The sequence below is a fragment of the Dyadobacter sp. 22481 genome (genome assembly GCF_052044875.1).
GTDB lineage: Bacteria > Bacteroidota > Bacteroidia > Cytophagales > Spirosomataceae > Dyadobacter > Dyadobacter endophyticus.
In genome coordinates this window covers 429,438-452,159 of the sequence record NZ_JBQENV010000004.1, presented here as the reverse complement: position 1 = coordinate 452,159, position 22,722 = coordinate 429,438, and the positions used below count along the sequence as shown (strand labels likewise).

The following is a 22,722-nucleotide window of genomic DNA, read 5'->3' as shown; positions in this document are numbered from 1 at the left end:
ATTGTATAGAATTTAAGACATGAGCAAAATTAAAGTTGACAATCCCGTTGTAGAACTGGATGGCGATGAAATGACCCGCATCATCTGGAAGTTTATCAAGGAAAAACTGATCCTCCCTTATATCGATGTAGATATCAAATACTACGATTTGGGCATCGAGTACCGCGACGAGACGAATGACCAGGTTACCATTGATGCAGCGAACGCTATCAAAGAATACGGCGTGGGTATCAAATGTGCAACGATCACTCCTGATGAAGATCGCGTAAAAGAATTCAACCTGAAACAAATGTGGAAATCGCCTAACGGAACGATCCGTAACATCCTCGATGGTACTGTGTTCCGTGAGCCGATCGTCATGCAGAACGTGCCTCGCCTGGTTACCAACTGGACGGCACCGATTATCGTAGGACGTCACGCATTTGGTGACCAATACCGTGCTACCGATTTCGTTGTGCCTGGAAAAGGTAAGCTGACGATCAAATTCGAAGGCGAGGACGGACAAGTGATCGAGCACGAAGTGTACCAATATAAAGGTGCTGGTGTAGCGATGGCTATGTACAACATCGACGAGTCGATCCGCGGCTTTGCGCGCTCTTGCTTCAACGTGGCTTTGGACAAAGGATGGCCTTTGTACCTTTCTACCAAAAACACCATCCTTAAAAAATACGACGGCCGCTTCAAGGATATCTTCCAGGAAGTGTACGAGACTGAATACAAAGGAAAAGTACATTACGAGCACCGTCTGATCGACGACATGGTGGCTTCCGCATTGAAATGGGAAGGTAACTTCGTATGGGCTTGTAAAAACTACGACGGTGACGTTCAGTCGGATACCGTTGCACAAGGTTTCGGTTCACTGGGCCTGATGACCTCAACGCTGGTTACGCCGGATGGCAAAATCATGGAAGCTGAGGCTGCACACGGAACGGTAACCCGCCACTACCGCGAGCACCAGAAAGGCAAACCCACTTCTACAAACCCGATCGCTTCCATCTTCGCATGGACCCGCGGTTTGGCATTCCGTGGTAAGCTGGACAACAACCAACCATTGATTGATTTCGCTAACGCTTTGGAAAAAGTATGTATCCAAACTGTTGAAGGTGGACAAATGACCAAGGATTTGGCAATCGGACTGCACGGAAACGATGTGAAACATGGTGAGCACTACCTGTACACAGAAGAGTTCCTGGAAGCTATCGACACCAACTTGAAGGCTGCATTAGCATAATACTTACATTTAGTGGTACAAAGCCATCGGTTTCGCAAGAAGCCGGTGGCTTTTTTTGTGGCAGGTATTATTTTATTATATATTACTTGGAACGCGCTTAACAAACCCGACCTGGTGATCAAGATTTTAACCATAGCAGCCTCACTTATCGTGCTGACCATGAGTGGTTTGCAGGCAGGGCGCTATGTAACCACGAGTCAGATTACAAGCCAGGACACCGTAGCCATCGCCGACTCCGCCCAAAAGGTGATGCAAAAAGACCTGATCGATGTTCTCAGAAAGTGGAAATCCAAGGACAAGTCGGACTCGGTACGTGTTCCGAAGATCAAATCGGGCAAGCCGATATTTTCTCTCGTACCCGCGGGTGGGTACACGCTCTCGTCCGGGCTTACGGGCTCGCTCAATGCGAATATTGCATTTTATACCAGCAGTCCCAAAACGACCAATATTTCGAGCATTACCACCAATTTCATTTACACTGAGTACAAGCAAATGACCATCCCCGTCCAGGCCAACATCTGGACGCGGCATAATAACTACAACTTTGTGGTAGACTGGCGGTTTTTCAAATATCCGCAGGATACGTACGGGTTGGGTATGGATTCCAAGATCCGAGATGCTACTGGATTGAAATATAAGCATTTAAGGTTGCACCAGACAGTGTTGAAAAGGATTGGTAAATCGTTTTTTGTAGGGCTGGGTTTTGCCTATGATAAGAGATGGCAGATCATGCAGTCGGACAAGGAAGAGAAGCTGAACCAGGATATCAAAGAGTATGGATTAGGGAATAAATCGTCGTCGACCGGGCCGCTTTTTACGCTTGCCTACGACAGTCGCACAAATTCGATCAATCCATTAAAAGGGTTTTATACCAATATGCAATTCCGGCCGAACATGAAAGCGTTGGGCAGCACGAACACCTGGCAGGCGGTCGTGATCGATGTCCGCCGCTATTTCAACCTGCCGCGCGGTAGTCAGAACACCCTCGCATTCTGGAATTACAACTGGCTCACCGTCGGCAAGCCGCCGTATCTGGATCTTCCCGCCACCGGCTGGGACCCAACCAATAATATCGGCCGTGGTTACATTCAGGGCCGCTTCCGCAGTACCAATCTGCTCTATTTTGAATCGGAATATCGCTTCGCATTCACTAAGAACGGCCTCTTTGGCGGCGTTATCTTTGCTAATGCACAGAGCGTGTCAGATTGGCCCTCCAAAAGCTTCCGCAAAATCGCTCCTGCGGGAGGGCTGGGTATTCGCATTAAGGTGAATAAGACTTCCGGCGCCAATATTGCGATTGATTATGGGTTCGGACTAGATGGGTCGCGGGGGTTGTTTGTGAATTTGGGGGAGGTGTTTTAGTCTTCTCGCCCTTCCTTCCTATTAGCATCCGCCATCCTGACAATCTTCGGAGAAAATTTCGCCAGTACCGTCACAAGCTCGGACTGCGCCGCAATCACATCCTCGATATTCTTGTAAACCATCGGTGATTCGTCGAGGTCTCCGCCAATGAGTTGAATACCATTGTCTTGTAAAATCTTATTCATCTGGCTGCGAGTCGTGGTAGTGAATGCTTTTGTACGCGACATGACGCGGCCGGCGCCGTGGGAGGCCGAGCTCAGCGATTCAGGATTGGCTTTGCCTCGGATGACGTATCCCGGCTGGCTCATCGAGCCGGGGATAATGCCGAGTTCGTCGGAGCCGGCGGGGGTGGCGCCTTTGCGGTGGACGATTACCCGACGTGCCGAGCTGCCGGTATGCCTTGTCTTTCAACGAGCGGATCACCTTGGTGGCTTCCCATTCGGGCTGGTCCATGACGCTTTCGTCGTATTTTCGCGCTGTTTCGCCGCCCATGCCGAATTTGGTATTTTCGGTCAGTATCTTTTTCAGGAAATGCGGCTCGCGTCTGAGGTAGTTGGTCGGAATGTCGAAGACCGACATGCACATGCGGCAGGCAATGTCGACGCCTACGGCGTAAGGGATCACCTTGTCGGGTTCGGTGGCGAGGACGCCGCCGATGGGTAATCCGTAACCCTGGTGCGCGTCTGGCATTAATGCGCCAGCGACTGAAATGGGTAAACTAACGGCAGTCTCCATTTGCGCCAATGCGCCTTCTTCAATATGCTCTTTCCCGAAAACTGCATAATCCAGCTTGTTTTCCCGAAGACTGAATGCAGCCCTGGCCTGTGCCGTTTTGTCTTCCGGCACGAGTACCGCTTCCTCGCTTTTCAATACTTCTTTCCCGGCTTCCGTCAGCGCAATTTCAGTACCGGCTTTTCGCAGATCATAGACCGTTTTGGCCAGGTTAGTGACCTTATTCTTCGAAAAAGCATACTTTTTAGGGTCGTTCAGCATTTTGACGAGCATCAGAAAGACCTTCTCTTTCGGATATTTCGCCCGCTCGTGCAGGCCGTTCACGACGCGCAGGAAGGCAGTATGCAGGTTGTCCGGCACATTGGCCAGCAAAATGATTTCTTCTATTGTAATGGGTGTGTCCATGAACAAATATCGTTGAATGTGCCGCTATCTCAAGCCGATCGGGTTTACCGCTTGCTCATTGGTATATCTCCATTAAATCTTTCTTGACATAATACAATACAACTTCTAAAAAAGCAGTACCTTTGCGGGCAATTTGTTGATACAGTTCGCAGTACCTTCTTTAACTTAATTAAAACGTTGCAATGTCCGCAGTAGCAGAGCAAACACGGTTGTTGGCCGACCGCATCAACGCCCTCGAAGAGTCTTCGACGCTGGCGATGACCAAAATGGCCCGTGAACTGGCCGCCCAAGGCCATAAAGTGATCAGTCTGAGCGTTGGTGAGCCAGACTTCAAGACGCCCGCACACATTTGCGAGGCCGCTAAAAAAGCCATCGACGATGGTTTTCACGGTTACTCACCCGTAGCAGGTTACCCTGATCTGCGAAAGGCCATTGCTGACAAGTTAAAGCGCGACAATAATATAGATTGGAAACCGGAAAATATCGTGGTTTCAACCGGTGCGAAACATTCACTGGCGAACGTGATTCAGGTTTTGGTGAACCCGGGTGATGAGGTGGTAATTTTTGCGCCTTATTGGGTGAGCTATTCCGAAATGGTGAAACTCGCGGAAGGCAAGTCGGTGATTGTCGACGGTGCTTTTGAGAACGATTTCAAAGTAACTGCCGCACAATTGGAGGCAGCCATCACGCCCCGCACGAAAGTGGTGATGTACGCTTCGCCGAACAACCCGACAGGCGCTGTTTATTCAGAAAAAGAATTGAGAGAAATCGCAGCGGTGCTCGAAAAACACGAAGGTGTGTACGTGCTGGCCGACGAGATCTACGAATACATCAACTTTACCGAGGAAGGCCATTTCAGCATCGGTTCTATCCCTGCACTGAAAGACCGTGTGATCACCGTGAATGGTGTGGCGAAAGGCTATGCTATGACAGGCTGGCGGATCGGTTTCATCGCGGCGGCGAAATGGATCGCCGACGGTGTTGAAAAACTGCAAGGTCAGGTTACATCAGGGACCAACTCTATCGCACAGAAAGCGGCTACGGCTGCATTCAATGGCCCGAAAGAGCCTTCTATCGAAATGGCGAAGGCATACCACCGTCGCCGCGACCTGGTGGTAGGTTTGCTGAAAGACATTCCAGGCTTCAAGGTGAACGTACCGCAAGGAGCGTTCTACGCATTCCCGGATGTGAGCTATTATTTCGGAAAATCGGATGGCGAGACGCTCATCAAAGATTCGGATGATTTTGCGAACTGGATTTTGAACAAATCTTTTGTTTCGACCGTAGCAGGTTCAGGTTTCGGGGCTCCTAATTGCATCCGCATCTCGACAGCAGCTGCCGACGAGGCGCTGGAAGAAGCAGTAAAACGTATCAAGGACGCCGTAGCAACTTTGAAATAGTATTAAAATGAAATCTTAAAAGCCTCATGGGTGTTACCTATGAGGCTTTTGTGTTGTTTTATTTCGCATTAGCACACCTTTTTTTGAACAAATAAGCATAGAGCCCACGGCTTAAAGCTTACAGCCAAACAATGAGCAAATATTATTTTCTGAAAGTTAAAGAAGTAGAAAAGGAAACGGACGAAGCTGCTACCATTCATTTCTGGCATCCGATCAGCGAAGTTGTTCAATATCGCCCGGGTCAGTTCCTGACGTTGTTGCTGCCTTTTGAGGATAAAAAAATCAGAAGATCGTACTCCATGTCGAGTTCTCCCTATACGGACGTCTCGCTGGCGATTACGATCAAGCGGGTGCCTGGCGGTTATGCTTCGAACCTGCTGCTCGACACACTGAAGGAAGGCGATGTACTGGAAACATTGGAGCCAATGGGCCATTTCTTTCCTAAACAGGCGGACGATCAGACGCGACAGGTGGTATTTATCGGTGCCGGAAGTGGCATTACCCCACTGTTTTCTATCTTGAAGTCCGTTCTGATGGTGGAGCCGGAAAGCGAAGTTTTTCTGATCTACGGAAGCCGGAAGGAGGAGAGCATTATTTTCAAAGACAAAATCGTGGCTTTGGAGGCTAAATACGGCAAACGCTTGACAGTTGTGCACACATTAAGTCAGCCAAATGAAGGCTGGGAGGGCGAAACCGGGCGATTGAATAAGAGCCACGTGCTGAAAATCATTGAAAAACTCCCTACGCTGAATAAAAAAGAAGCGGAATACTTTCTGTGCGGGCCCGAGGATATGATGGAAGAAGCGCATCGTGCACTTTCGATACTCGCCGTGCCGGAGAACAAAATCCGGAAAGAGAGTTTTGTCACAGCGACTTCTGCTAAACCAGGAGACGTAACAGTGGAACCTGAAGCGGAAGATGACGATTCGCCTAAAACGCGCGAAATCACATTGTTTTACGAGGGCACGGAATATAAGCTGCCCGTAAAACCACACGAAACGGTGCTCGAAGCAGCGCTGAATATGGATATCGACCTGCCGTATTCCTGCCAAGCCGGGATGTGTACTGCGTGTATGGGCCGGTGCACGTCCGGAAAAGTGCAAATGGACGAGGAGGATGCGCTTTCTGAGGCCGAGGTTAATGAAGGGTTTATCCTCACCTGCGTAACGCACCCGATGAGCGACGATGTGGTGATTGAGGTGGAATAACGCTTTGAATAAATAGACAAAAAAGGGCAGCGGATGAATCGCTGCCCTTTTCATTTATTTATCCTTGGGGTCTTTCTTCGGTGGAAGTGGCGGCTTGGGCGCTGGTGCGGGTTTCGCAGGGAGCGCGGGAACCACTTTTGCTGGCGCGGCCACCGGGGCTGGTGGTGGGGGAGGAGGGGTTCCTGCGCGTCGCATGCGTCCCGACCGGGCTACTCGCACCGGACGCGGAGGCTCATCGATACTCCGCATTTTCCGATAGCTCAGCGTTTCTAATCCGATGTCCTTCCCGAGCTCGCTGATCTTGTAATTTACCTCCTCGATTTCCCGCTGTATTTTTCTCTCCGGTTCTTCGGCTTTCATTGCCTCTTTTGTCGTATTGGAAATCTGATTGTTGAGTTCAGAAATAACCTGCTCCTGGGCTTTGATCTGTTGTTCAAAATCGACCAACTGCTTGTCCAGCTCTGTATCGCTGAGCTTGGATTCCTTGCCATCCTGGTTAAACAGGACAGACCTCTTTTCCATCAAATCGGATCTTAGTTCTTCTGCACGATGCTTTTTCCATTCAATTTTCTCGATTTCGCGTTCAAATCGTTCGGTTTCAAACCGGTATTTCTCGCGTTCTCGGTGCAATTCCTGCAATCGTATATGATATGGTTTTAATTCTTCATGCATCGCCCGGATTTTTTGGTTGATTTCCCACATCTTCCGATCCAGGGTATCATTGCTCGAATGTTCGAAATCCATTTCAGGCGCTTCCATATCGAGCTCTACATGGGCCATTTCAGCTTCGATATTTTCATGAATCTGCTCGTCAATAGCTATTTCGGCCATTTCCTCCATTTCATGTTCCTTGCGGGTTTCTATTTTCACCGGTTTCCGCTTTTTGATGGTCATGTGTTTGGCGGCTTTCTTTTCTTTGTCTTTTTCAACCTTTTGGGCAACGGCATAAGCGGAAATACCAATCACTAGGCCGATCGCGAAAATCATGGCGGGCAGGCTTGACAGTGTGCGGACAGGTTTAGGATTTAATCCCAAAACACGCTGCACACGGTGCATTAACAGCGGTTTTTTGGATGCGAAAGCCATTGCCAATCCGGGTGTAGCCTGCCATTCGGCTACTTTCACAAGCGCATGCGCCAGGGACATTTTATCGCCGCAAATGGCCAGTGCAATATCGTCGCAGCAATGCTCGCGTTCGGCCCGGACTTTTTCCGACAACCACCAGATGGCCGGATGGAAGAAAAAGATCACTTCCACGAACGATTGCAGCATATTGATCAGGTAGTCGTTCCTGCGAATGTGTGCCAGCTCATGCGCGAGAATAGCTTCGACCTGTGCAGTTGAAAATCCTGAAAGCAAGCCAATCGGGATCAATACGACCGGACTCAATGTGCCGATCACCATGGGTGTTAGTACTTTGGCCGTTTCACGGAACTCGACGGCCTTGGAAATATTCATTTTCGCAGTAATCACCCCGAATCTCGCCCGCCATTCTTTGTCCATCACGATTTTGGCATTAATGCGAAGCCTTTCCGTGAAAATCCAGCCCCCGGCGAAGCGAACGAGGAGAATGCCGGAGCCGATGAGCCAGCAGATAACGAGCTCGTGTAAATGCGCGGTAAGCCACATTTGTACTTTAAATGTAATGGGCAGGTCCCGCGAGACTTCCGCCCATGTGCGGGATGTGGACAATGCGGTATAGCGCGCCAAAGTCTTTACATCGGTAACCGCGCTGGTGGTTTTAGGATAATAGTAAATGAATGTTCCGACAGAGGCAATGACCTGTGTGAAAAGAAAGCCAACGCCTGTCAGGTAACGCGTGTTGGCTGATTTTTTTCTCAAATAATAGAATGCGGCAACAGCAATCAGCATCAGCAGCGTTCCCTGCCAGATGGAGTGGATGAGCGTCCAGCCAAATGCGGAAACGGCCGGATTAGGTAACAGATTTGAGAAGAATTCCATGGCTAATGATTGTTTTCCAGGTTATTTAATAACTCACGAATTTCATTCAGTTCTTCCTTGGAGGTGGTGTGATTCCCCAGTGCCTGCATCACCATCTGAGCCGCAGAGCCTTGAAAGAGGGTTTCAACCATTTTACCTACAAAATTTTGTTGCGTTTCTTCCTTGCCGAGAAGCGCTACGTAAATGTGCGATCGTCCTTGCTCGGTGCGGTATAGCAGCCCTTTGTCATGCATGATCTGCATAAGCTTCAAGGTGGTGGTGTAGCCAACGTCCTTGGTTTCGGAAAGGGCATCATGCACGGAACGGACGGTACTGGGACCTGCCTGCCAGAGGTAGTTCAGAATTTCCAGTTCAGAGTCGGTGGGCTTGATATACATGCGGTTATTTAATTACGATGATCTTCGTACCAAATGTCTACGAAAAAAATCGTACATGCAAGCGTTAACTACGATTTTTTTCGTAATTAACGCTTGGAGCTAGGTAACATATTGTATTTGAGTGGATTAAACACAAAAAAAGTCCGGCGGGTAGCCGGACTTTGCAATATTGGTCTTACTATTTTCTAAACGTAAGTGTTAAGCATTACCGGCATTACCAGCATGAGGATGTCTTCGTTTTCTTCCTGATCCACCGGAATGATGAGTCCGGCGCGGTTGGGAGCGGAAAGCTCGAACGTGATGGTTTTGCTCGAAAGGTTACCGAGCACTTCGATCAGGAATTTTGCATTGAAACCGATCTCCATATCGTCGCCATTATATTCGCACATCAGGCGCTCGTTGGCTTCGTTCGAATAATCGAGGTCTTCCGCAGAGATTACCAGGTCATTCAGCGCCATTTTCATGCGTACCTGGTGGGTGGTCCGGTTGGAGTAGATTGAAATACGTCGCAGCGAGCTGAGGATCTCCAATCTGCTAATGGTAAGTGTATTCGGATTGTTGGTAGGAATTGCGTTTTCGTAATCCGGGAAACGCTCGTCGATCAGCCGGCAGATCATGCGAATGTTACCAAAGCTGAAAAACGCGTTCGAAGAAGTGAACTCCGCTTTTACCGGAACATCGTCAGACGGCAGACAGCTTTTCAGCAGGTTTAGTGCTTTCCGCTGGATGATCATCGACGTATCGACGTCCGATTTGATGTCGGTACGGCGGTAGCGCACGAGGCGATGACCGTCGGTAGCCACGAAAGTTGCGCTTTCGGCACCCATTTGAACGAAAACCCCCGTCATGGCCGGGCGAAGATCGTCGGTGCTCGTAGCGAACAGTGTATTGGCAATGGCCGATCCCAAGGCAGTGGAAGAGAAATCTACGGACTGGCCGCGGTTCACAACCGGAGTTTTTGGGAAATCGATCGGGTTTTCGCCCGATAGCTTGTAGCGACCATTATCGGAAATAATCTCGGTTCCAAATGTTTCACCATTCACCTGCAAGGTGATCGGTTGCTCGGGTAGGCCGCGGAGGGTGTCGAGCAGCAACTTTGCTGGAATGGCAATGGCGCCTTTTTCGGACGACTCTACTTCAATTTCCGTGATCATTACGGTTTGAAGGTCGGATGCCGTCACGGTCAGGGAATTTCCTTCGAGTGTAAGCAGGAAATTTTCAAGGATTGGCACAATTGGGTTCGTTGAAACGACACCGTTTATAGCGGATAGCTGTTTGAGCAGAACTGATGACGAAACGACAAACTTCATAATTCGTGACGTAAGTGTTTAGTTGATAGATTTATATGCGGAAGATTCCGGAAAAACTTTTTTGTAGGGAACAAAAGTATAAAAAATTACGAAAGTGCCAGCCGCGTTGTCACCCAAATTTTCGGATTCTAAGATAATATCTGATTGCCCCGAAAAGACCGATTAGTATCACAGGTAGCAATAAGTTCAGCGCCTGCCAGAACTTCCTGTCCTCCTGTATCTGTATTTTGTCCAAAGCGCGGATTGCGATTTGTTTGCCGCGGGCATTGATCAAACCATTCGCGTCGGTCATGTAATCAAGTGCGTGAAGCACGAAATCCTTGTTGCCGAATGTCTGCTTGGTTACGCGGTCATAGCCGAGTGGCAACGGGGCATTCCTTTTATAGTCATAATCGTTGACAATCAGGTCGCCGTCTGAACAGATGATCACCTTCCCGGCACTACCGCTTGCTTTAAACTTTGCGGCTCGCGGATCACCGGACAGAATGCGGTTTTGAAAGAGCGAATTGAATGATCCTTCGAGCAATACGCCGGCTAGTTTGATGCCCGAGCGGTATTCCGATGGCTGCGGGTCCTTGCGAGCCTCGTTGTAGCCCACGAGCGCAGGCGCATTCACGAGCTGCGTGTAAGGCGAGGTCATCAGCAAAGGTGTTTTGGCAATGTCATTCGCGCCGCCGACAGTGTCGATCGAACTGAGAAATCTTGTGTATACGGCGTTCAGGTTGCGGGTAACAGTATGTTTTCCAAAATTATTCAACAGCGGAAAGAAGCGCCAAGGCACCGGACGGATCTCAGGGTTGTCGCCCACATTACCCACATTCAGCAGAATTTGCGCACAGTTCAGGTCTTTGACAAGATTGGTATTCAATCTGACTCCCCATTTAAAAAACAGATCGCCGAGGTTCAAATCCAAGGGCTGGGCATAATTGCCGTCGAGGCTCACACTGTCCACGCGCGTGCCGTCCACGAAAAACAATGCCTTACCACCTCCAACCACATATTGGTCCAGCTTGTATTTTTCGTCGTCCGAGAAAGCGCTATCGGGTTTCATAATGATCAATGCATCGAGGCCTTCGTAGGATTCCGGATTGTTCATGTCCAGAAATACATCGTAGCTCTGCTGAATTGTAGCAATAATATCGCTCAAACGGGCTGGGGAAATTTTCGTGTGGCTCACCACAAACCCAACTTTCTTGCGTTGCGGATTCGCCAGCACGCGTATCGCGGATGCCAATTCAAACTCGACGCCTTCATAGGACTGGTTCAATTGTTCCTCCGGCGTGCTTGCTTTATTCCCTTTTAATAATTGAACCGGCACGGAAAGCGTATCTGCCTGCACGATCACACCCGGGAAAATGATTTTCTCCGTCCGTTTACCGTCCTCGTTCGCGAACACATTGGTAGGGTTCAAGCCACGGTCGATCAGGTTCATGTATTGTTTCTGGCGTTGCTCTTCGCTGGTGGCGTTAGTGGGGTCGGAATAATTGACGATCAAATGGCCGTTGGCGTACGTTTTAAACTCCTCCAAGGTCTCCCGCGTGGCGCTTTCTAGTCGTTCGAAGCCCGCGGGAAAGTCACCATTAAGATACACATTCACGATTACATCCTTTTCCAGGCTTCCCAAAAGCTGCTTGGTAGCGTCGGAAATGCTGTACCGCTTATCCTCGGTAAGGTCCCACCTGAAAAAAAACGACGAAGCCAGCCAGTTGATCCCGGCCAGGACAACCACAAGCAGTACAAACCGGGTAAGAATTTTTTTCATTAGCACAAAGGCTGATTTCTAAACAAAAATGGACGATTCAGACGAACCGTCCATTCCTGCAAAAATATAAAAAACCGAAAATCAATCGGGTTTTATTGCCCGCACGATCCAGGTTATTTCTTTTTATAGGTACAAGTCGAATTCTCGGCCGCGACGTAATACGATTTATAATTCGTCGCCTTAGGGTCCATACAGCCTTTTAGATTGAGTAATTCGATATTCCGGAAATCGATCGGATGACTTTCCGCCTGCAATGCAATGTAGCCGCTGCCCAGCTTGGTATTATCTTTTTTGATCCATTCGGCCTCGTTGCCAACTTTTCCATCCTTAAAAGTATGGTTTTTGCCGACATAACCCCCTCCGATACGCGGATTGGTGTAAACGAGCACCGTATCGCCTCCTATCAAGTGGTAAACGATCGAATCGCCGAGTACAATCGCTTCGGCATCTACCCATTGATCTCCATTGTAGGTTTTGGAAGTAGAGTTAATGCAATGTGCTTCGGCAAGCTTTCCGTCGATATCCACGATGGTTCCGGGTGTGCAGAGGTTACCCGTATTACGCTCGCCTGCATTGAGGCCGCCAAGGTATTGCATTTCGAGTGAAATCGGGAAATCCTGGTCGAGCCCAAGGCTTGCCGCTGATTGCGAATGCAGCATAATGCCGCTATTCCGTACATTCCAGGACGCCCCGCCCGGAACCTGGTTGCCCGTGAAGCGGTATTGAAGCCTTATTTTATAGTGGGAATAGGGCTTGTTGTAATACATATGGCCATACTCTGTGGTGAACTTGTCATACTCCTTGTAGTTCACGCGGATCATATTGTCTTCGACCAGAAAGGTATTTTTGTAATTGTCATTCACCTTGTGGCCCGCAATTTTCACGTCCCAGCCGGTAAGGTCCTTGCCGTTGAAGAGGGATTGCCATTCTTCTTTGTCTTTATTGCTTTTCTGAGCGAATGAGGTGAGTGGTATCAATGAGACAAGAAGGCACAGTAAAGTTTTCGAGGTCATAGATTTTGCAGATAAAACCATTTAATCAGCCAAATGGGGTGTTTGTACATCAAATGGAAGGTAAGCGGAGCCGTTTTCTACCTTCGCGGCTAAGCTTTAATTGCTTTTTATTGGTTAAATTTATGTCTGATGCTGAGAGAAACGAACTAGAAGAAGAAGATCGACTATTAAAAATTCTAATCGACTTTCACAACACTCGGCAAAGAGAACTCAGCATGAGCGATGAAGAAAGAGAACAACACATTGACGCTATACTTGAACGAATATGGCAAATCAAACAACGTTTGAAAAACTGAACCCGGAATCCTTGGTACATCCGATATTTCTCCCTTATTTCAGAGAATATATGTCCTTGGAATCAGAGGAAGAACGCAAGAATTTCTGGAAGACCAGAAGAATTGACGCAGATTCGGAAACTTTAACAGCCGCTTGGCTTCATGGAGTAAACTTAATCGCCGAACGGGTCAAAAACCTCGAACGGCGAGTAAACGCATTGGTGGCAGAAGAGCAGTAACTACCTTCTCCGCCGCTTCACCTTAGCCGAGCTTCCACCCCCAGTTCCCCCGGCACCCCGCTTCACGCGTCCTGAACCTCTTGCCTCCTTAGGCTTCCGTTCCCGAGGCCCGCGATCACGTTCCCGGTCAAAGCCAGGGCGGCTGAATTCGCTTCTGCGGCCGGGTTTGGTTCCAGCAAGATACAAATCCATACTCCTGCGCGCGAGGTTGGTTTCTTTTACCTTCACCTTTACCGCATCACCAAACGCATATATTTTCTTGGTACGCTGGCCGATAATGCGGTAGTTATCCTTTTCGAGCTCGTAATAATCGTCGCCAAGGTCGGTCATGCGGATGAGGCCTTCGGAAGCAGTCTCCGTGATTTCCACGAAAATACCGAACTCGGTCACGCCGGTGATGATGCCGTCGAATTCCTTCTCGGGATCCATCATGCTCATGTACTCGACTTGCTTGTATTTGATCGATGCGCGCTCCGCCTCGGCAGCAAGCCGCTCGCGTTCGGAGGAATGCTTCGATGCAAGTTCATATTGCTCACTATCCACATTCGCACCGCCGTCGAGGTAATGCTGCAACAGCCTGTGAGCCATCACGTCGGGATAGCGGCGAATGGGTGATGTGAAGTGTGAATACCGAGTGAATGCCAGCCCGAAGTGACCAAGGTCCGCGGTGCTGTACCGGGCTTTGGCCATCGTGCGAACGGCCAGCGATTCGATCAGGTTTTGCTCGGGCTTACCTTCCACTTTCGCCAGCATAGCATTCATCGACTTAGCAATTTTGCCTTCCTCTTCGACTTCCAGTTTCAGGCCCAGTTTGGCCACAAAGTTCGCGAACGTCTGCAAACGATCCGGATCGGGGGCTTCGTGGATACGGTACACCATCGTATTCTTGTTTTCGCCTTTCGACAGCGAGTAAACGTATTCCGCCACACGCTTGTTGGCCAGCAGCATGAACTCCTCGATCAGCTTGTTCGAATCGTGGCGTTCTTTGGTGTAAATGCCCAATGGACGACCTTCCGGATCGAGTCGAAAGCGTACTTCCGGTGTTTCGAAATTGATAGCGCCTTTTTTGAAGCGTTCTTTCCGGAAAAGCTTCGCCAATTTGTTCAGCGTATCCAGCTCTTTTGGGAAATCGCCTTCGCCCGAATCGAGCACAGCTTGTGCCTCTTCGTAGCTGAAACGCCGGTCGGAATGGATTATCGTTCTTCCAAACCACTCTTTCAGCAACTTCCCTTTGGAGGTAATCTCAAAAATTGCCGAAAATGCCAGCCTGTCTTCATGTGGCCGGAGGGAGCAGAGGTTATTCGAAAGCTTTTCCGGAAGCATAGGCACCGTTCTGTCAACCAGGTAAACGGACGTTGCACGACGAAATGCCTCTTTTTCAAGCTCGGTTCCGGGCAGCACGTAATGCGAAACGTCGGCAATATGCACGCCCACTTCTACGACATCCTCATCAAGATACCTTACCGACAATGCGTCGTCAAAGTCTTTGGCGTCGACAGGGTCGATGGTGAAAGTCAGCACGTCGCGAATATCACGACGTTTGGCAATATCCTTTTTGGCAATTTTATCCGGAATTTTCTGTGCCTCCGCTTCCACGATTTCCGGGAAATGGTAGGGTAAGCCAAACTCGGCGAGGATCGCATGCATTTCCACATCGTTATTACCCGCCTTTCCGAGCACGGAAACAATTTCTCCCTCTGCCTGGCTTCGGCGTGTAGGCCATTCTTTGACCTTCACGATTACTTTATCGCCATGGCGCGCCTCTCCAACCTCGTCGGGTTCGAGGAAAATCGGGTCGTAAAGTTTTTTGCTATCGGGCTGTACGACTGCAAAACGTGGATTAATTTCAATAACACCGACAATTTCCGCATTGGACCGCTCTACAATTTCTGTAACGCGGCCTTCTGTACGGTTACGGCCGGAATCGCCACGCGACCTCAAATTGCGCGTATTCTTCGAAAGTGGTTGAATCTGCACAATATCGCCGTCCCAGGCGCCATTCAGCAATTCCAGGTCTACATAAATATCGTCTTCGCGGCCTTCGATGATTACAAAAGCAAACCCTTTGTTGACGCGATCTACGCGGCCGGTCAGCCCGTGCGGCTTAGCTTTCTCAGGCACAGAGGCATAAGTGCCGTTTTTGTTATAAATCAGCCTGCCATCCTGTTCCAGTTCATGCAGGATTTCGTTGAAAAGCACCCGCACTTTTTTGTCGTGCACCCCGAAATGGTCGTGCACGTCGAAAGGCCTGAAAGCATGCTCGGCGTTCAGATCAAAGAACGCGGCAATGTCCGCCTTTAAATTATCTATGTAAGAAACAATGTGATGAGGGGCCGAAGCCTCTCTTTTCTCCGGTTGGAGGTTCTTTACAATCTTTTTTTCTCTCATGTATTCAATATTATTCAACCCTCAGGATATTTCCTTCGGGGATTTGGTCAAAGCAATGTAGCCGAAGATACAATTGTGCCAGCACTACCACGTCCTCTCTGCAATATCGGGAAATTTTAGCCAGATCATTTTCCTCGTAGTAAACCTTTGTCACCTGGTCGCCGCTCATTTCGTTTTTGCTTCCGGGGATATCAAAAACAGCAGCCAGCAAATCGAGTGAGGTGTAGTTTTTGTAATCACCGAATTTCCACAGATCCATCGTATCCTGGTGGAGAAGCTCCCAGGGTTTTTTACCCGTGATATGCAATGCTTTTGGGATTTCGATGCGGTGGATCAGCATCCGTCGGCAAATGAACGGGAAGTCGAATTCTTTGCCGTTGTGGGCGCAGAGGATAAGCTGTTCGGCGGGGTATTTTTCAATCAGCGCCTTGAATTGCAGCAGCAACTGAACTTCGTCGTTTCCGGCGAAGCTACTCACCTTAAACGCAATCTCATCTTTTTCGTTCCAATAGTAAGCGCCGAACGCAATGCAAATGATTTTTCCAAACTCCGCATAAATGGCGCCGCGGTCGTAAAAGCAATCGGCATTGGAGATCGAATCGTCACCTTTTTTGAGCGTCAGGGCCTTTTTGTCCCAAAGCTTCTGCATCCGTTCGGGGAGTTCATCGTAGCTCGCGTGGGAACAGACTGTTTCAATGTCGAGGAGCAGGAAATTTTTGGCGCGGCGTTTGAAATCTTCTGTCATAGTGTGTAGGGTTTTAATGATGATTTTCAATATTATGCAAAATATCGAAATGATAATACATCCTGTTTAAAACCCTGCACGAAAGAACACTACTCGTGCAAAACACCTTCCAGCCCCAGCGGATCGATCGTCATCATGTTTTCCTCCACGATGCTATCCGGGACGAAAATGAATTTTTTGTCAAAAATCTGGCTCCCAATGAAATAGCTCACCCAAAACTCATTATTCAAATGAAAGACGTCCGGCATAATAGGTTCCACCACCACGTGTTCGCCAGAGGGTATTTCGGGGAAAAAATGCCTTAATGTCGATGTCCGCTGATCGGTATTCACCCCTGATTCGCTGTTGCTATACCCTTTCGAGGTCACAAAGACGCCGGTAACCGGCTCGTCGTTGCGGTTGATCACGATCACGTTCCATTCTTCCGCATTCAAGTCGTTGGTCCTCCGCACAATGGCGACTTGTATTCCCTTCACAGGGTGAAAAATAATATCCTTCTTCATTACGCTACTAGCAATTCCATGCTGAACAACTGTGCCAGATGGGTTTTTAATTTAACTGAAACTTCTTCCAAATCCACTTCCCTGCCCAGCTCCGCCGCCAGCGACGTAACGGCCTTGTCATCAATCCCACAGGGTACAATATTCCCGAAATAGGACAGATCGGTATTCACATTCAATGCAAAGCCGTGCATGGTCACCCAGCGGCTCGCCTTCACACCCAATGCGCAGATCTTCCTGGGATTTTTTTGCTCCTGAAAATCAATCCAGACGCCAGTTAGTCCGGCAATGCGGCCCGCTTGCACACCGTATTCGGCTAATGTAAGAATAATAGACTCTTCGAGCGTACGCATGTACACATGTATGTCCGTGAAGAAATTATCGAGGTCTAGGATTGGATAGCCCACAATTTGTCCCGGCCCATGGTAGGTAATATCCCCGCCGCGGTTGATCCGATAATACTTGGCCTGTTTAGCCGCTAAATCCTTCTCCGCCAGCAGCAAATGGTCGGGCTTTCCACTCTTACCAAGCGTATATACATGTGGGTGCTGGCAGAAAAGCACGAAATTTGGTGTCAGTTGCTGATTTTCTGCATCCAGACCCCGATTTTGCGTCTTAATTGCCAACGTCTCCGCAAAAATTTTCTCCTGGTAATCCCACGCCTCCTGGTAGTCGATCAGACCAAGGTTCTGGAACTGTACTTTTTTATTGATTATGGTATTCATTTCAATGTAAAAAAAATTTTGGGCCAGGGCGTTACCAATTTGTAGAAGTGACGTCTAAATGTCAGAGCCGGATGCTTCCGGTTCATGAAACAGATTGTACACACATGTCCCGGTTTTACAACGCTAATTTATTAGCTAAATGTTCGTTAAATTTGTTAGTGCAACTAAAATCTGTGACTATGAAGGTTTTACTCGATATCAAAGACGAAAAGGCCCAGTTCGTTTTAGGCTTACTGAGACGGCTTCCGTATGTCAAAGTAAAGCCTTTTACGCCCTTTCAGTTTGAGGTGATTGATAGCACGAGAACTGCATTGGAAGAATTGCAACTGATCAAAGAAGGCAAACTCGAAGCCCGGGACGCAGAAGAGTTGCTAAATGAGATACTTTGTAAAGACGACGCCGGAGTTTGATTCCAGACTTAAAAGACTTTTAAAGAAATATCCTTCATTATCTGGCGAATTCAGGGAACTGGTATTACTGCTTGCCGGGGATCCGGGAAATGGAATTTCATTAGGGCAAGGTTGTTACAAGAGAAGGCTTTCCATTGCCTCCAAAGGTAGGGGGAAGTCTGGCGGCGCCCGTGTGATCTATTATGTCCACGTTTCAGAGACCACCATTTATTTGCTTACAATCTTTGATAAAAGCGAGCGGAAATCTTTGTCGCCGATAGAGTTGAAGGAATTGTTATCTTCTCTTGGTCGTAGTTAGAATCTTTTAACCACACACATTATGGCACAACACAATGACCTCGGCCGCTGGGGCGAAACTACCGCGGCATCCTTCCTGCTCGAAAAGGGCTTCAAAATAATCGCTAAAAACTACCGCAACTGGCAGTCGGAAATCGATCTGATCGTCACGAAAGATGAAATGCTCGTCTTCGTGGAAGTAAAAACGCGCACCGGTACAGCATTTGGCATGCCGGAAGAATTCGTGAATGCAACCAAGGCGAAGCTCATCATGCGCGCCGCAGAGCAGTACATTTTCGACGCCGATTGGGATCAGGACGTCCGTTTCGACATTGTTTCGATTGTCATATTACCCGACGGAACCACCGATGTCCGGCATATTGAGGACGCATTCAGCCGGTAACGTTACCCATCGGCATAAGTAGAAACCAAATCACGGCATATTTTGAAGATATTCTTTAAGTATTCAAAATCTGACTGTAGTGAAAGATGGTTTGGTACTGAACCGGCGGGGAATGCTCAAAAGCAGCGCAATGCTGCTGGCCTCGACGGTATTTGACGGGGACGACGCATTAAATGCAGACAGTTTAGCTGCTCCCAAATACCAGATCGGCGCTTGTGACTGGTCGGTAGGACGGCAGCTGAACCCGGAGGCATTCGAACGGGCGAAACAGATCGGATTGCACGGCATTCAGGTGAGCTATAACACCGGAAAGGACGAAAAAGGCCTTTCGGCGCCCGAAACCTTACAGGTGATCCGCGACGCGTCCGCCCGCACGGGAGTGAAGGTATCAAGCCTGGCAATCGGCGAGCTGAACCGCGTGCCGTATAAATCTCAGCCGAAAACGGAAGAATGGGTCTGGAACAGCGTGGATGCGGCCAAAGCGTTGGGAGTGAAGGTGATTTTGCTTGCATTCTTTTCGGAGGGCGATTTGCGTAATGACGACGCCGGTAAAAAAGCGGTAATAGAACGTTTGAAAAAAGTAGCCCCGCACGCCGAGAAGCAGGGTATTACTTTGGGTATCGAATCATGGCTGAGTGGGCAGGAGCATTTGGACATTATCCATGCGGTTGGTTCGAAGGCGGTGAAGGTTTATTACGATTTCCGGAATTCAACTGATGCCGGCCATGATATTTTCAGGGAAATACCGATGCTCGGCAAAGACCTGATTTGCGAAATACATATGAAAGAAAACGGCCAACGTCTCGGCGAAGGCCCCCTGGACTGGCCGCGGGTGGCGAAAGCCGTGAAAGACATCGGTTACGAAGGCTGGATGCAGATCGAAGGCGCCACGCCGCAGGGTGCGGAGATTATCCCATGCTACCAACATAACCTCCATTATCTCAAAGGATTATTTGCAACGTGAGTGATTGGGAAGAGAGGAGGAAAGGGAGGAAGGGGAGAAGAAAAAATCCATCCTCCTTCCTCCTTTTCCTCCCTTTCCTCCATCCTCCCTTTTCTCCCTTTTTAACAACCCGCGATGAACATTACCAGCGCATTACCGCTCCGTAAAACCGGTATTTTAGCAGGAAGTATTTTACTGGCTTCCGCTTTCGGTATTATTTCAATTCAAAATCATCAGGAGCCACCAAAACAATCGTCTGCACCGGTCTCTGCCGCCGGCGACTCCTCACGCTTGTACGTGCCCGACGACCTCGAAGCCACATTATGGGCCGAAGCGCCCATGTTTTATAACCCGACCAACATGGATATCGATGCCAAAGGCCGGGTTTGGATCACAGAAGCGGTCAATTACCGCGATTTCAATACGAAACCTGCCGAGCGCCTCAGTCACAAGCAGAAGGGTGATCGGGTGATGATCCTGGAAGACAAAGATGGCGATGGCAGGGCCGAATCTTCGAAGGTATATGTGGAGGATTCGCTGCTGACAGCCCCGCTCGGCATTGCGGTAATCGGGAATAAAACGATCGTTTCCTGCGCACCTAACCTGCTTGTGTACACGGACACGAATGGCGACGATAAACCCGATCGACGTGAAGTTTTTCTGACCGGCTTCGGCGGTTTCGACCACGACCATTCGTTGCATTCGTTGATCGTCGGGCCGGATGGGAAATATTATTTCAATACCGGCAACGCAGGTCCGCATAACGTCACCGACAAAAGCGGCTGGACATTGCGGAGCGGCAGCCTTTACACCGGCGGCACGCCTTATAACAAGAAAAACGAAGGGAACCAGAAGTCCGACGACGGCCGGATTTGGGTCGGCGGGCTTGCATTGCGTATTAACCCCGACGGTACCGGGCTGAAAGTGCTTGGCCATAACTTTCGCAACAGCTACGAGGTTTGCCTCGACAGCTACGGCAATATGTGGCAGAACGACAACGACGATCAGGTAATCACGTGCCGCGTTTCGTTCTTGCAGGAAAATGGGAATGCAGGCTACTTCTCGGCCGACGGGACCCGCTACTGGCAAGCGGATCGCCGCCCTGGGCAGGACATTTTCACCACCCACTGGCATCAGGAAGACCCGGGCGTAATGCCGGCTGGCGACAATTCCGGCGCGGGGTCGCCGACGGGAATTGTGTTTTATGAAGGAGATGAATTAGGTAAAAGTTACCGCGGTACATTGCTAAGCTGCGAAGCGGGCCGGAATGTGGTCTTCGCCTACCAGCCTCAGCCGCAGGAAGCCGGTTTTGTATTGAACCGCCGCGATTTGATCAGCTCATTTCCCAAAGTTTCCGAGCGGTATGAATGGTACGAAACCGACCAGGATTACCGCAAATGGTTCCGGCCGTCGGACGTGGCCGTGGGGCCCGATGGAGCCATTTACGTGGCCGACTGGTACGATCCGGTCGTCGGCGGGCATGCGATGAAGGACAAAAAGGGCTACGGCCGCATTTACCGCATAACACCCAAAGATAGGAAACTAACGACGCCAAAGCTGGATTTCACGACCACTGCGGGACTTATCGATGCATTGAAAAACCCGGCTATTAATGTCCGTGCTTTGGCTTTTGAAGGGTTAAGGGCGAAAGGAGCGAGCGCGACAGAAGAAGTAAAACAATTACTTACAGCTGAAAATCCCTATCATCAGGCACGTGCTATCTGGCTTTTGGCACAATTGGGTGACAAGGGCAATGCGGAAGTGGTGAAATTACTGTCGTCGCCGAATGCAAAACACAGGCTCACGGCTTTTCGAGCACTCAAATCTACGGGTAAGGCTAATGCTTATTTCGAACAAATGTCCAAAGACGCCGAACCGTCTGTAAGGCGGGAAGTGGGCATTGCATTGCGGGATGTTCCTTACGATCAGGCATCTAGTAGCATTTCAAATCTTATTAAAAACTACGACGGCAAAGACCCATGGATGCTGGAAGCGATCGGGACGGCGGCTGACGGAAAGGAGGCCCAGGTGTACGCATTCGTACGCGAGGCATTCAAGGCTGATCCGCCTAACTGGAAACCCCAGCGTGCGGGTCTGGCATGGCGATTGCACCCGGTGATGGCGGTAGAGGAGTTGAAAGTGAGAGCCGGATCGGCCAAAGTTTCGGAGCCCGAGCGCCGTAAGGCATTGACAGCCATTGGTTTTATCAAAGATAAAAAAGCGGCCGAAGCGATGATCGTTTTGTCGAAATCCTCCTTGCCGGATGTGGCTTCGCAGGCTTCCTACTGGATCAACTTCCGCAAAAGTAACGATTGGGCCGACTTAATGAACTGGGAAGAAGCCACCGCCCAGGTAATGACGCCCGCCTTCAAACGCATGCTTGACCTTAAAAAGACCGTCGCCGACAAAGCGCAGCCGATGCCGCAGCGCATTGAAACCGCGCGGCGAATGGCGTCGGACATGAATGGCGGCAATATCCTCGTGGACATGCGCGTGCAAGGCCAGCTGCCGGACACGATTGCCAGAGCCGTCAGTGAAATCATTTTCAAAAATCCGGATCAGAATGTACGTGTGGTCGCGAGTCAGTTTTTTCCAAGAAACGGCAAAGTTTTGAAAACCGATTTTATCTCAAGAATGACTGCGGACCCGGCACACGGGAAGACAATCTTCTCGACAACCTGCGCCGCCTGCCATAAGCATGGCAAAACCGGTGCCGAAATCGGGCCGGATCTGACTACGATCCATAAGAAATTCGATAAAGCAGGGCTGCTCGACGCCATCGTGAACCCGTCGGCCAGCATGGTTTTCGGCTACGAAAGCTACACGATCGTGACCAAAAAGGGCGATACCTATTTCGGCTTCCTGATGAGCGACGGCGCGAATGTGGTCCTGAAAGACGCCGCCGGCCAGCAGCATACAATCAAAGCCGATCAGATCAAAACCCGCGAGAAAATGCCCTCGTCATTAATGCCTGAGCCGACAGCATTGGGCCTTAATGAGCAGGATCTGGCCGATTTGACGGGATATTTGTTGAATTTCAAGTGAAAGTGCAATAC

21 protein-coding genes are annotated in these 22,722 nt (G+C 49.4%); 10 read left to right on the top strand and 11 right to left on the bottom strand.

The annotated features are described in order from the left end of the window. Nucleotides 1–19 precede the first annotated feature (19 nt). Together ACTJJJ_RS27965 and ACTJJJ_RS27960 are read left to right on the top strand one after the other, a co-directional pair. Nucleotides 20–1,231, top strand: a complete 1,212-nt coding sequence (locus ACTJJJ_RS27965) for an NADP-dependent isocitrate dehydrogenase (protein ID WP_188938754.1) — start codon at nt 20–22, stop codon at nt 1,229–1,231. Between the two features lie 114 nt (nt 1,232–1,345). Then, nucleotides 1,346–2,593, top strand: coding sequence for a BamA/TamA family outer membrane protein (locus ACTJJJ_RS27960; RefSeq protein ID WP_229223319.1), 1,248 nt, complete (start codon nt 1,346–1,348; stop codon nt 2,591–2,593). On the opposite strand, the gene ACTJJJ_RS27955 is transcribed toward ACTJJJ_RS27960, so the two are convergent. Then, nucleotides 2,590–2,964 carry an RtcB family protein gene (locus ACTJJJ_RS27955; RefSeq protein WP_438821080.1) on the bottom strand — a complete coding sequence of 125 codons (375 nt, stop codon included), beginning with the start codon at nt 2,962–2,964 and terminating at the stop codon, nt 2,590–2,592. The genes ACTJJJ_RS27960 and ACTJJJ_RS27955 overlap by 4 nt on opposite strands. Continuing rightward, on the bottom strand, nt 2,858–3,730 hold the full coding sequence (locus tag ACTJJJ_RS27950) for an RtcB family protein (RefSeq protein ID WP_440703676.1): 873 nt from the start codon (nt 3,728–3,730) through the stop codon (nt 2,858–2,860). Before ACTJJJ_RS27950 ends, ACTJJJ_RS27955 begins: the two co-directional genes overlap by 107 nt. A gap of 182 nt (nt 3,731–3,912) precedes the next feature. Here ACTJJJ_RS27950 and ACTJJJ_RS27945 point away from each other — a divergent pair, with 182 nt between their 5' ends. Together ACTJJJ_RS27945 and ACTJJJ_RS27940 are read left to right on the top strand one after the other, a co-directional pair. Continuing rightward, complete coding sequence (locus tag ACTJJJ_RS27945) at nt 3,913–5,130, top strand: pyridoxal phosphate-dependent aminotransferase (protein WP_188938753.1); 1,218 nt, start codon at nt 3,913–3,915, stop codon at nt 5,128–5,130. A gap of 131 nt (nt 5,131–5,261) precedes the next feature. Next, nucleotides 5,262–6,338: a 2Fe-2S iron-sulfur cluster-binding protein gene (locus ACTJJJ_RS27940; RefSeq protein WP_440703675.1), complete on the top strand. Its 1,077-nt coding sequence runs from the start codon at nt 5,262–5,264 to the stop codon at nt 6,336–6,338. A 54-nt stretch (nt 6,339–6,392) separates the two neighbouring features. Here the strand turns inward: ACTJJJ_RS27940 and ACTJJJ_RS27935 are convergent, their stop codons facing one another. From ACTJJJ_RS27935 to ACTJJJ_RS27915, 5 genes are all read right to left on the bottom strand, one after another. Continuing rightward, nucleotides 6,393–8,300 (bottom strand): M56 family metallopeptidase, encoded by a 1,908-nt coding sequence (locus tag ACTJJJ_RS27935; protein ID WP_440703674.1) that lies wholly within the window; start codon nt 8,298–8,300, stop codon nt 6,393–6,395. 2 nt (nt 8,301–8,302) lie between these two features. After that, on the bottom strand, nt 8,303–8,677 hold the full coding sequence (locus ACTJJJ_RS27930) for a BlaI/MecI/CopY family transcriptional regulator (RefSeq protein WP_188938750.1): 375 nt from the start codon (nt 8,675–8,677) through the stop codon (nt 8,303–8,305). 185 nt (nt 8,678–8,862) lie between these two features. After that, a complete protein-coding gene (gene dnaN / locus ACTJJJ_RS27925; RefSeq protein ID WP_188938749.1) occupies nt 8,863–9,987 on the bottom strand; it encodes a DNA polymerase III subunit beta in 1,125 nt (374 codons plus the stop codon). Nucleotides 9,988–10,096: 109 nt separating this feature from the next. Further along, nucleotides 10,097–11,749, bottom strand: coding sequence for a gliding motility-associated ABC transporter substrate-binding protein GldG (gene gldG, locus ACTJJJ_RS27920; RefSeq protein ID WP_440703673.1), 1,653 nt, complete (start codon nt 11,747–11,749; stop codon nt 10,097–10,099). A 113-nt stretch (nt 11,750–11,862) separates the two neighbouring features. After that, nucleotides 11,863–12,762 (bottom strand): 3-keto-disaccharide hydrolase, encoded by a 900-nt coding sequence (locus ACTJJJ_RS27915; RefSeq protein WP_229223318.1) that lies wholly within the window; start codon nt 12,760–12,762, stop codon nt 11,863–11,865. Between the two features lie 265 nt (nt 12,763–13,027). Here ACTJJJ_RS27915 and ACTJJJ_RS27910 point away from each other — a divergent pair, with 265 nt between their 5' ends. After that, nucleotides 13,028–13,276, top strand: a complete 249-nt coding sequence (locus ACTJJJ_RS27910) for a hypothetical protein (RefSeq protein ID WP_188938746.1) — start codon at nt 13,028–13,030, stop codon at nt 13,274–13,276. On the opposite strand, the gene rnr is transcribed toward ACTJJJ_RS27910, so the two are convergent. From rnr to lipB, 4 genes are all read right to left on the bottom strand, one after another. Then, nucleotides 13,277–15,664, bottom strand: coding sequence for a ribonuclease R (gene rnr, locus ACTJJJ_RS27905; RefSeq protein ID WP_440703672.1), 2,388 nt, complete (start codon nt 15,662–15,664; stop codon nt 13,277–13,279). A gap of 10 nt (nt 15,665–15,674) precedes the next feature. After that, nucleotides 15,675–16,409 carry a 3'-5' exonuclease gene (locus ACTJJJ_RS27900; protein WP_188938744.1) on the bottom strand — a complete coding sequence of 245 codons (735 nt, stop codon included), beginning with the start codon at nt 16,407–16,409 and terminating at the stop codon, nt 15,675–15,677. A gap of 89 nt (nt 16,410–16,498) precedes the next feature. Continuing rightward, nucleotides 16,499–16,912, bottom strand: coding sequence for a hypothetical protein (locus ACTJJJ_RS27895; RefSeq protein WP_440703671.1), 414 nt, complete (start codon nt 16,910–16,912; stop codon nt 16,499–16,501). Next, a complete protein-coding gene (gene lipB, locus ACTJJJ_RS27890) occupies nt 16,912–17,634 on the bottom strand; it encodes a lipoyl(octanoyl) transferase LipB (RefSeq protein WP_440703670.1) in 723 nt (240 codons plus the stop codon). The genes ACTJJJ_RS27895 and lipB overlap by 1 nt, the downstream gene beginning before the upstream one ends. A 179-nt stretch (nt 17,635–17,813) precedes the next feature. Between lipB and ACTJJJ_RS27885 the strand changes: the two genes are divergently transcribed. From ACTJJJ_RS27885 to ACTJJJ_RS27865, 5 genes are all read left to right on the top strand, one after another. Then, nucleotides 17,814–18,044, top strand: a complete 231-nt coding sequence (locus tag ACTJJJ_RS27885; RefSeq protein ID WP_188938741.1) for a hypothetical protein — start codon at nt 17,814–17,816, stop codon at nt 18,042–18,044. After that, nucleotides 18,010–18,342, top strand: a complete 333-nt coding sequence (locus tag ACTJJJ_RS27880; RefSeq protein ID WP_440703669.1) for a type II toxin-antitoxin system RelE/ParE family toxin — start codon at nt 18,010–18,012, stop codon at nt 18,340–18,342. The genes ACTJJJ_RS27885 and ACTJJJ_RS27880 overlap by 35 nt, the downstream gene beginning before the upstream one ends. 21 nt (nt 18,343–18,363) lie before the next feature. Then, nucleotides 18,364–18,723 (top strand): YraN family protein, encoded by a 360-nt coding sequence (locus ACTJJJ_RS27875; RefSeq protein ID WP_440703668.1) that lies wholly within the window; start codon nt 18,364–18,366, stop codon nt 18,721–18,723. 112 nt (nt 18,724–18,835) lie between these two features. Then, nucleotides 18,836–19,687 carry a sugar phosphate isomerase/epimerase family protein gene (locus ACTJJJ_RS27870; RefSeq protein WP_440703667.1) on the top strand — a complete coding sequence of 284 codons (852 nt, stop codon included), beginning with the start codon at nt 18,836–18,838 and terminating at the stop codon, nt 19,685–19,687. 114 nt (nt 19,688–19,801) lie between these two features. Next, entirely contained in the window at nt 19,802–22,711 is a 2,910-nt protein-coding gene (locus tag ACTJJJ_RS27865) for a PVC-type heme-binding CxxCH protein (RefSeq protein ID WP_440703666.1), read from the top strand. Nucleotides 22,712–22,722: the final 11 nt, after the last annotated feature.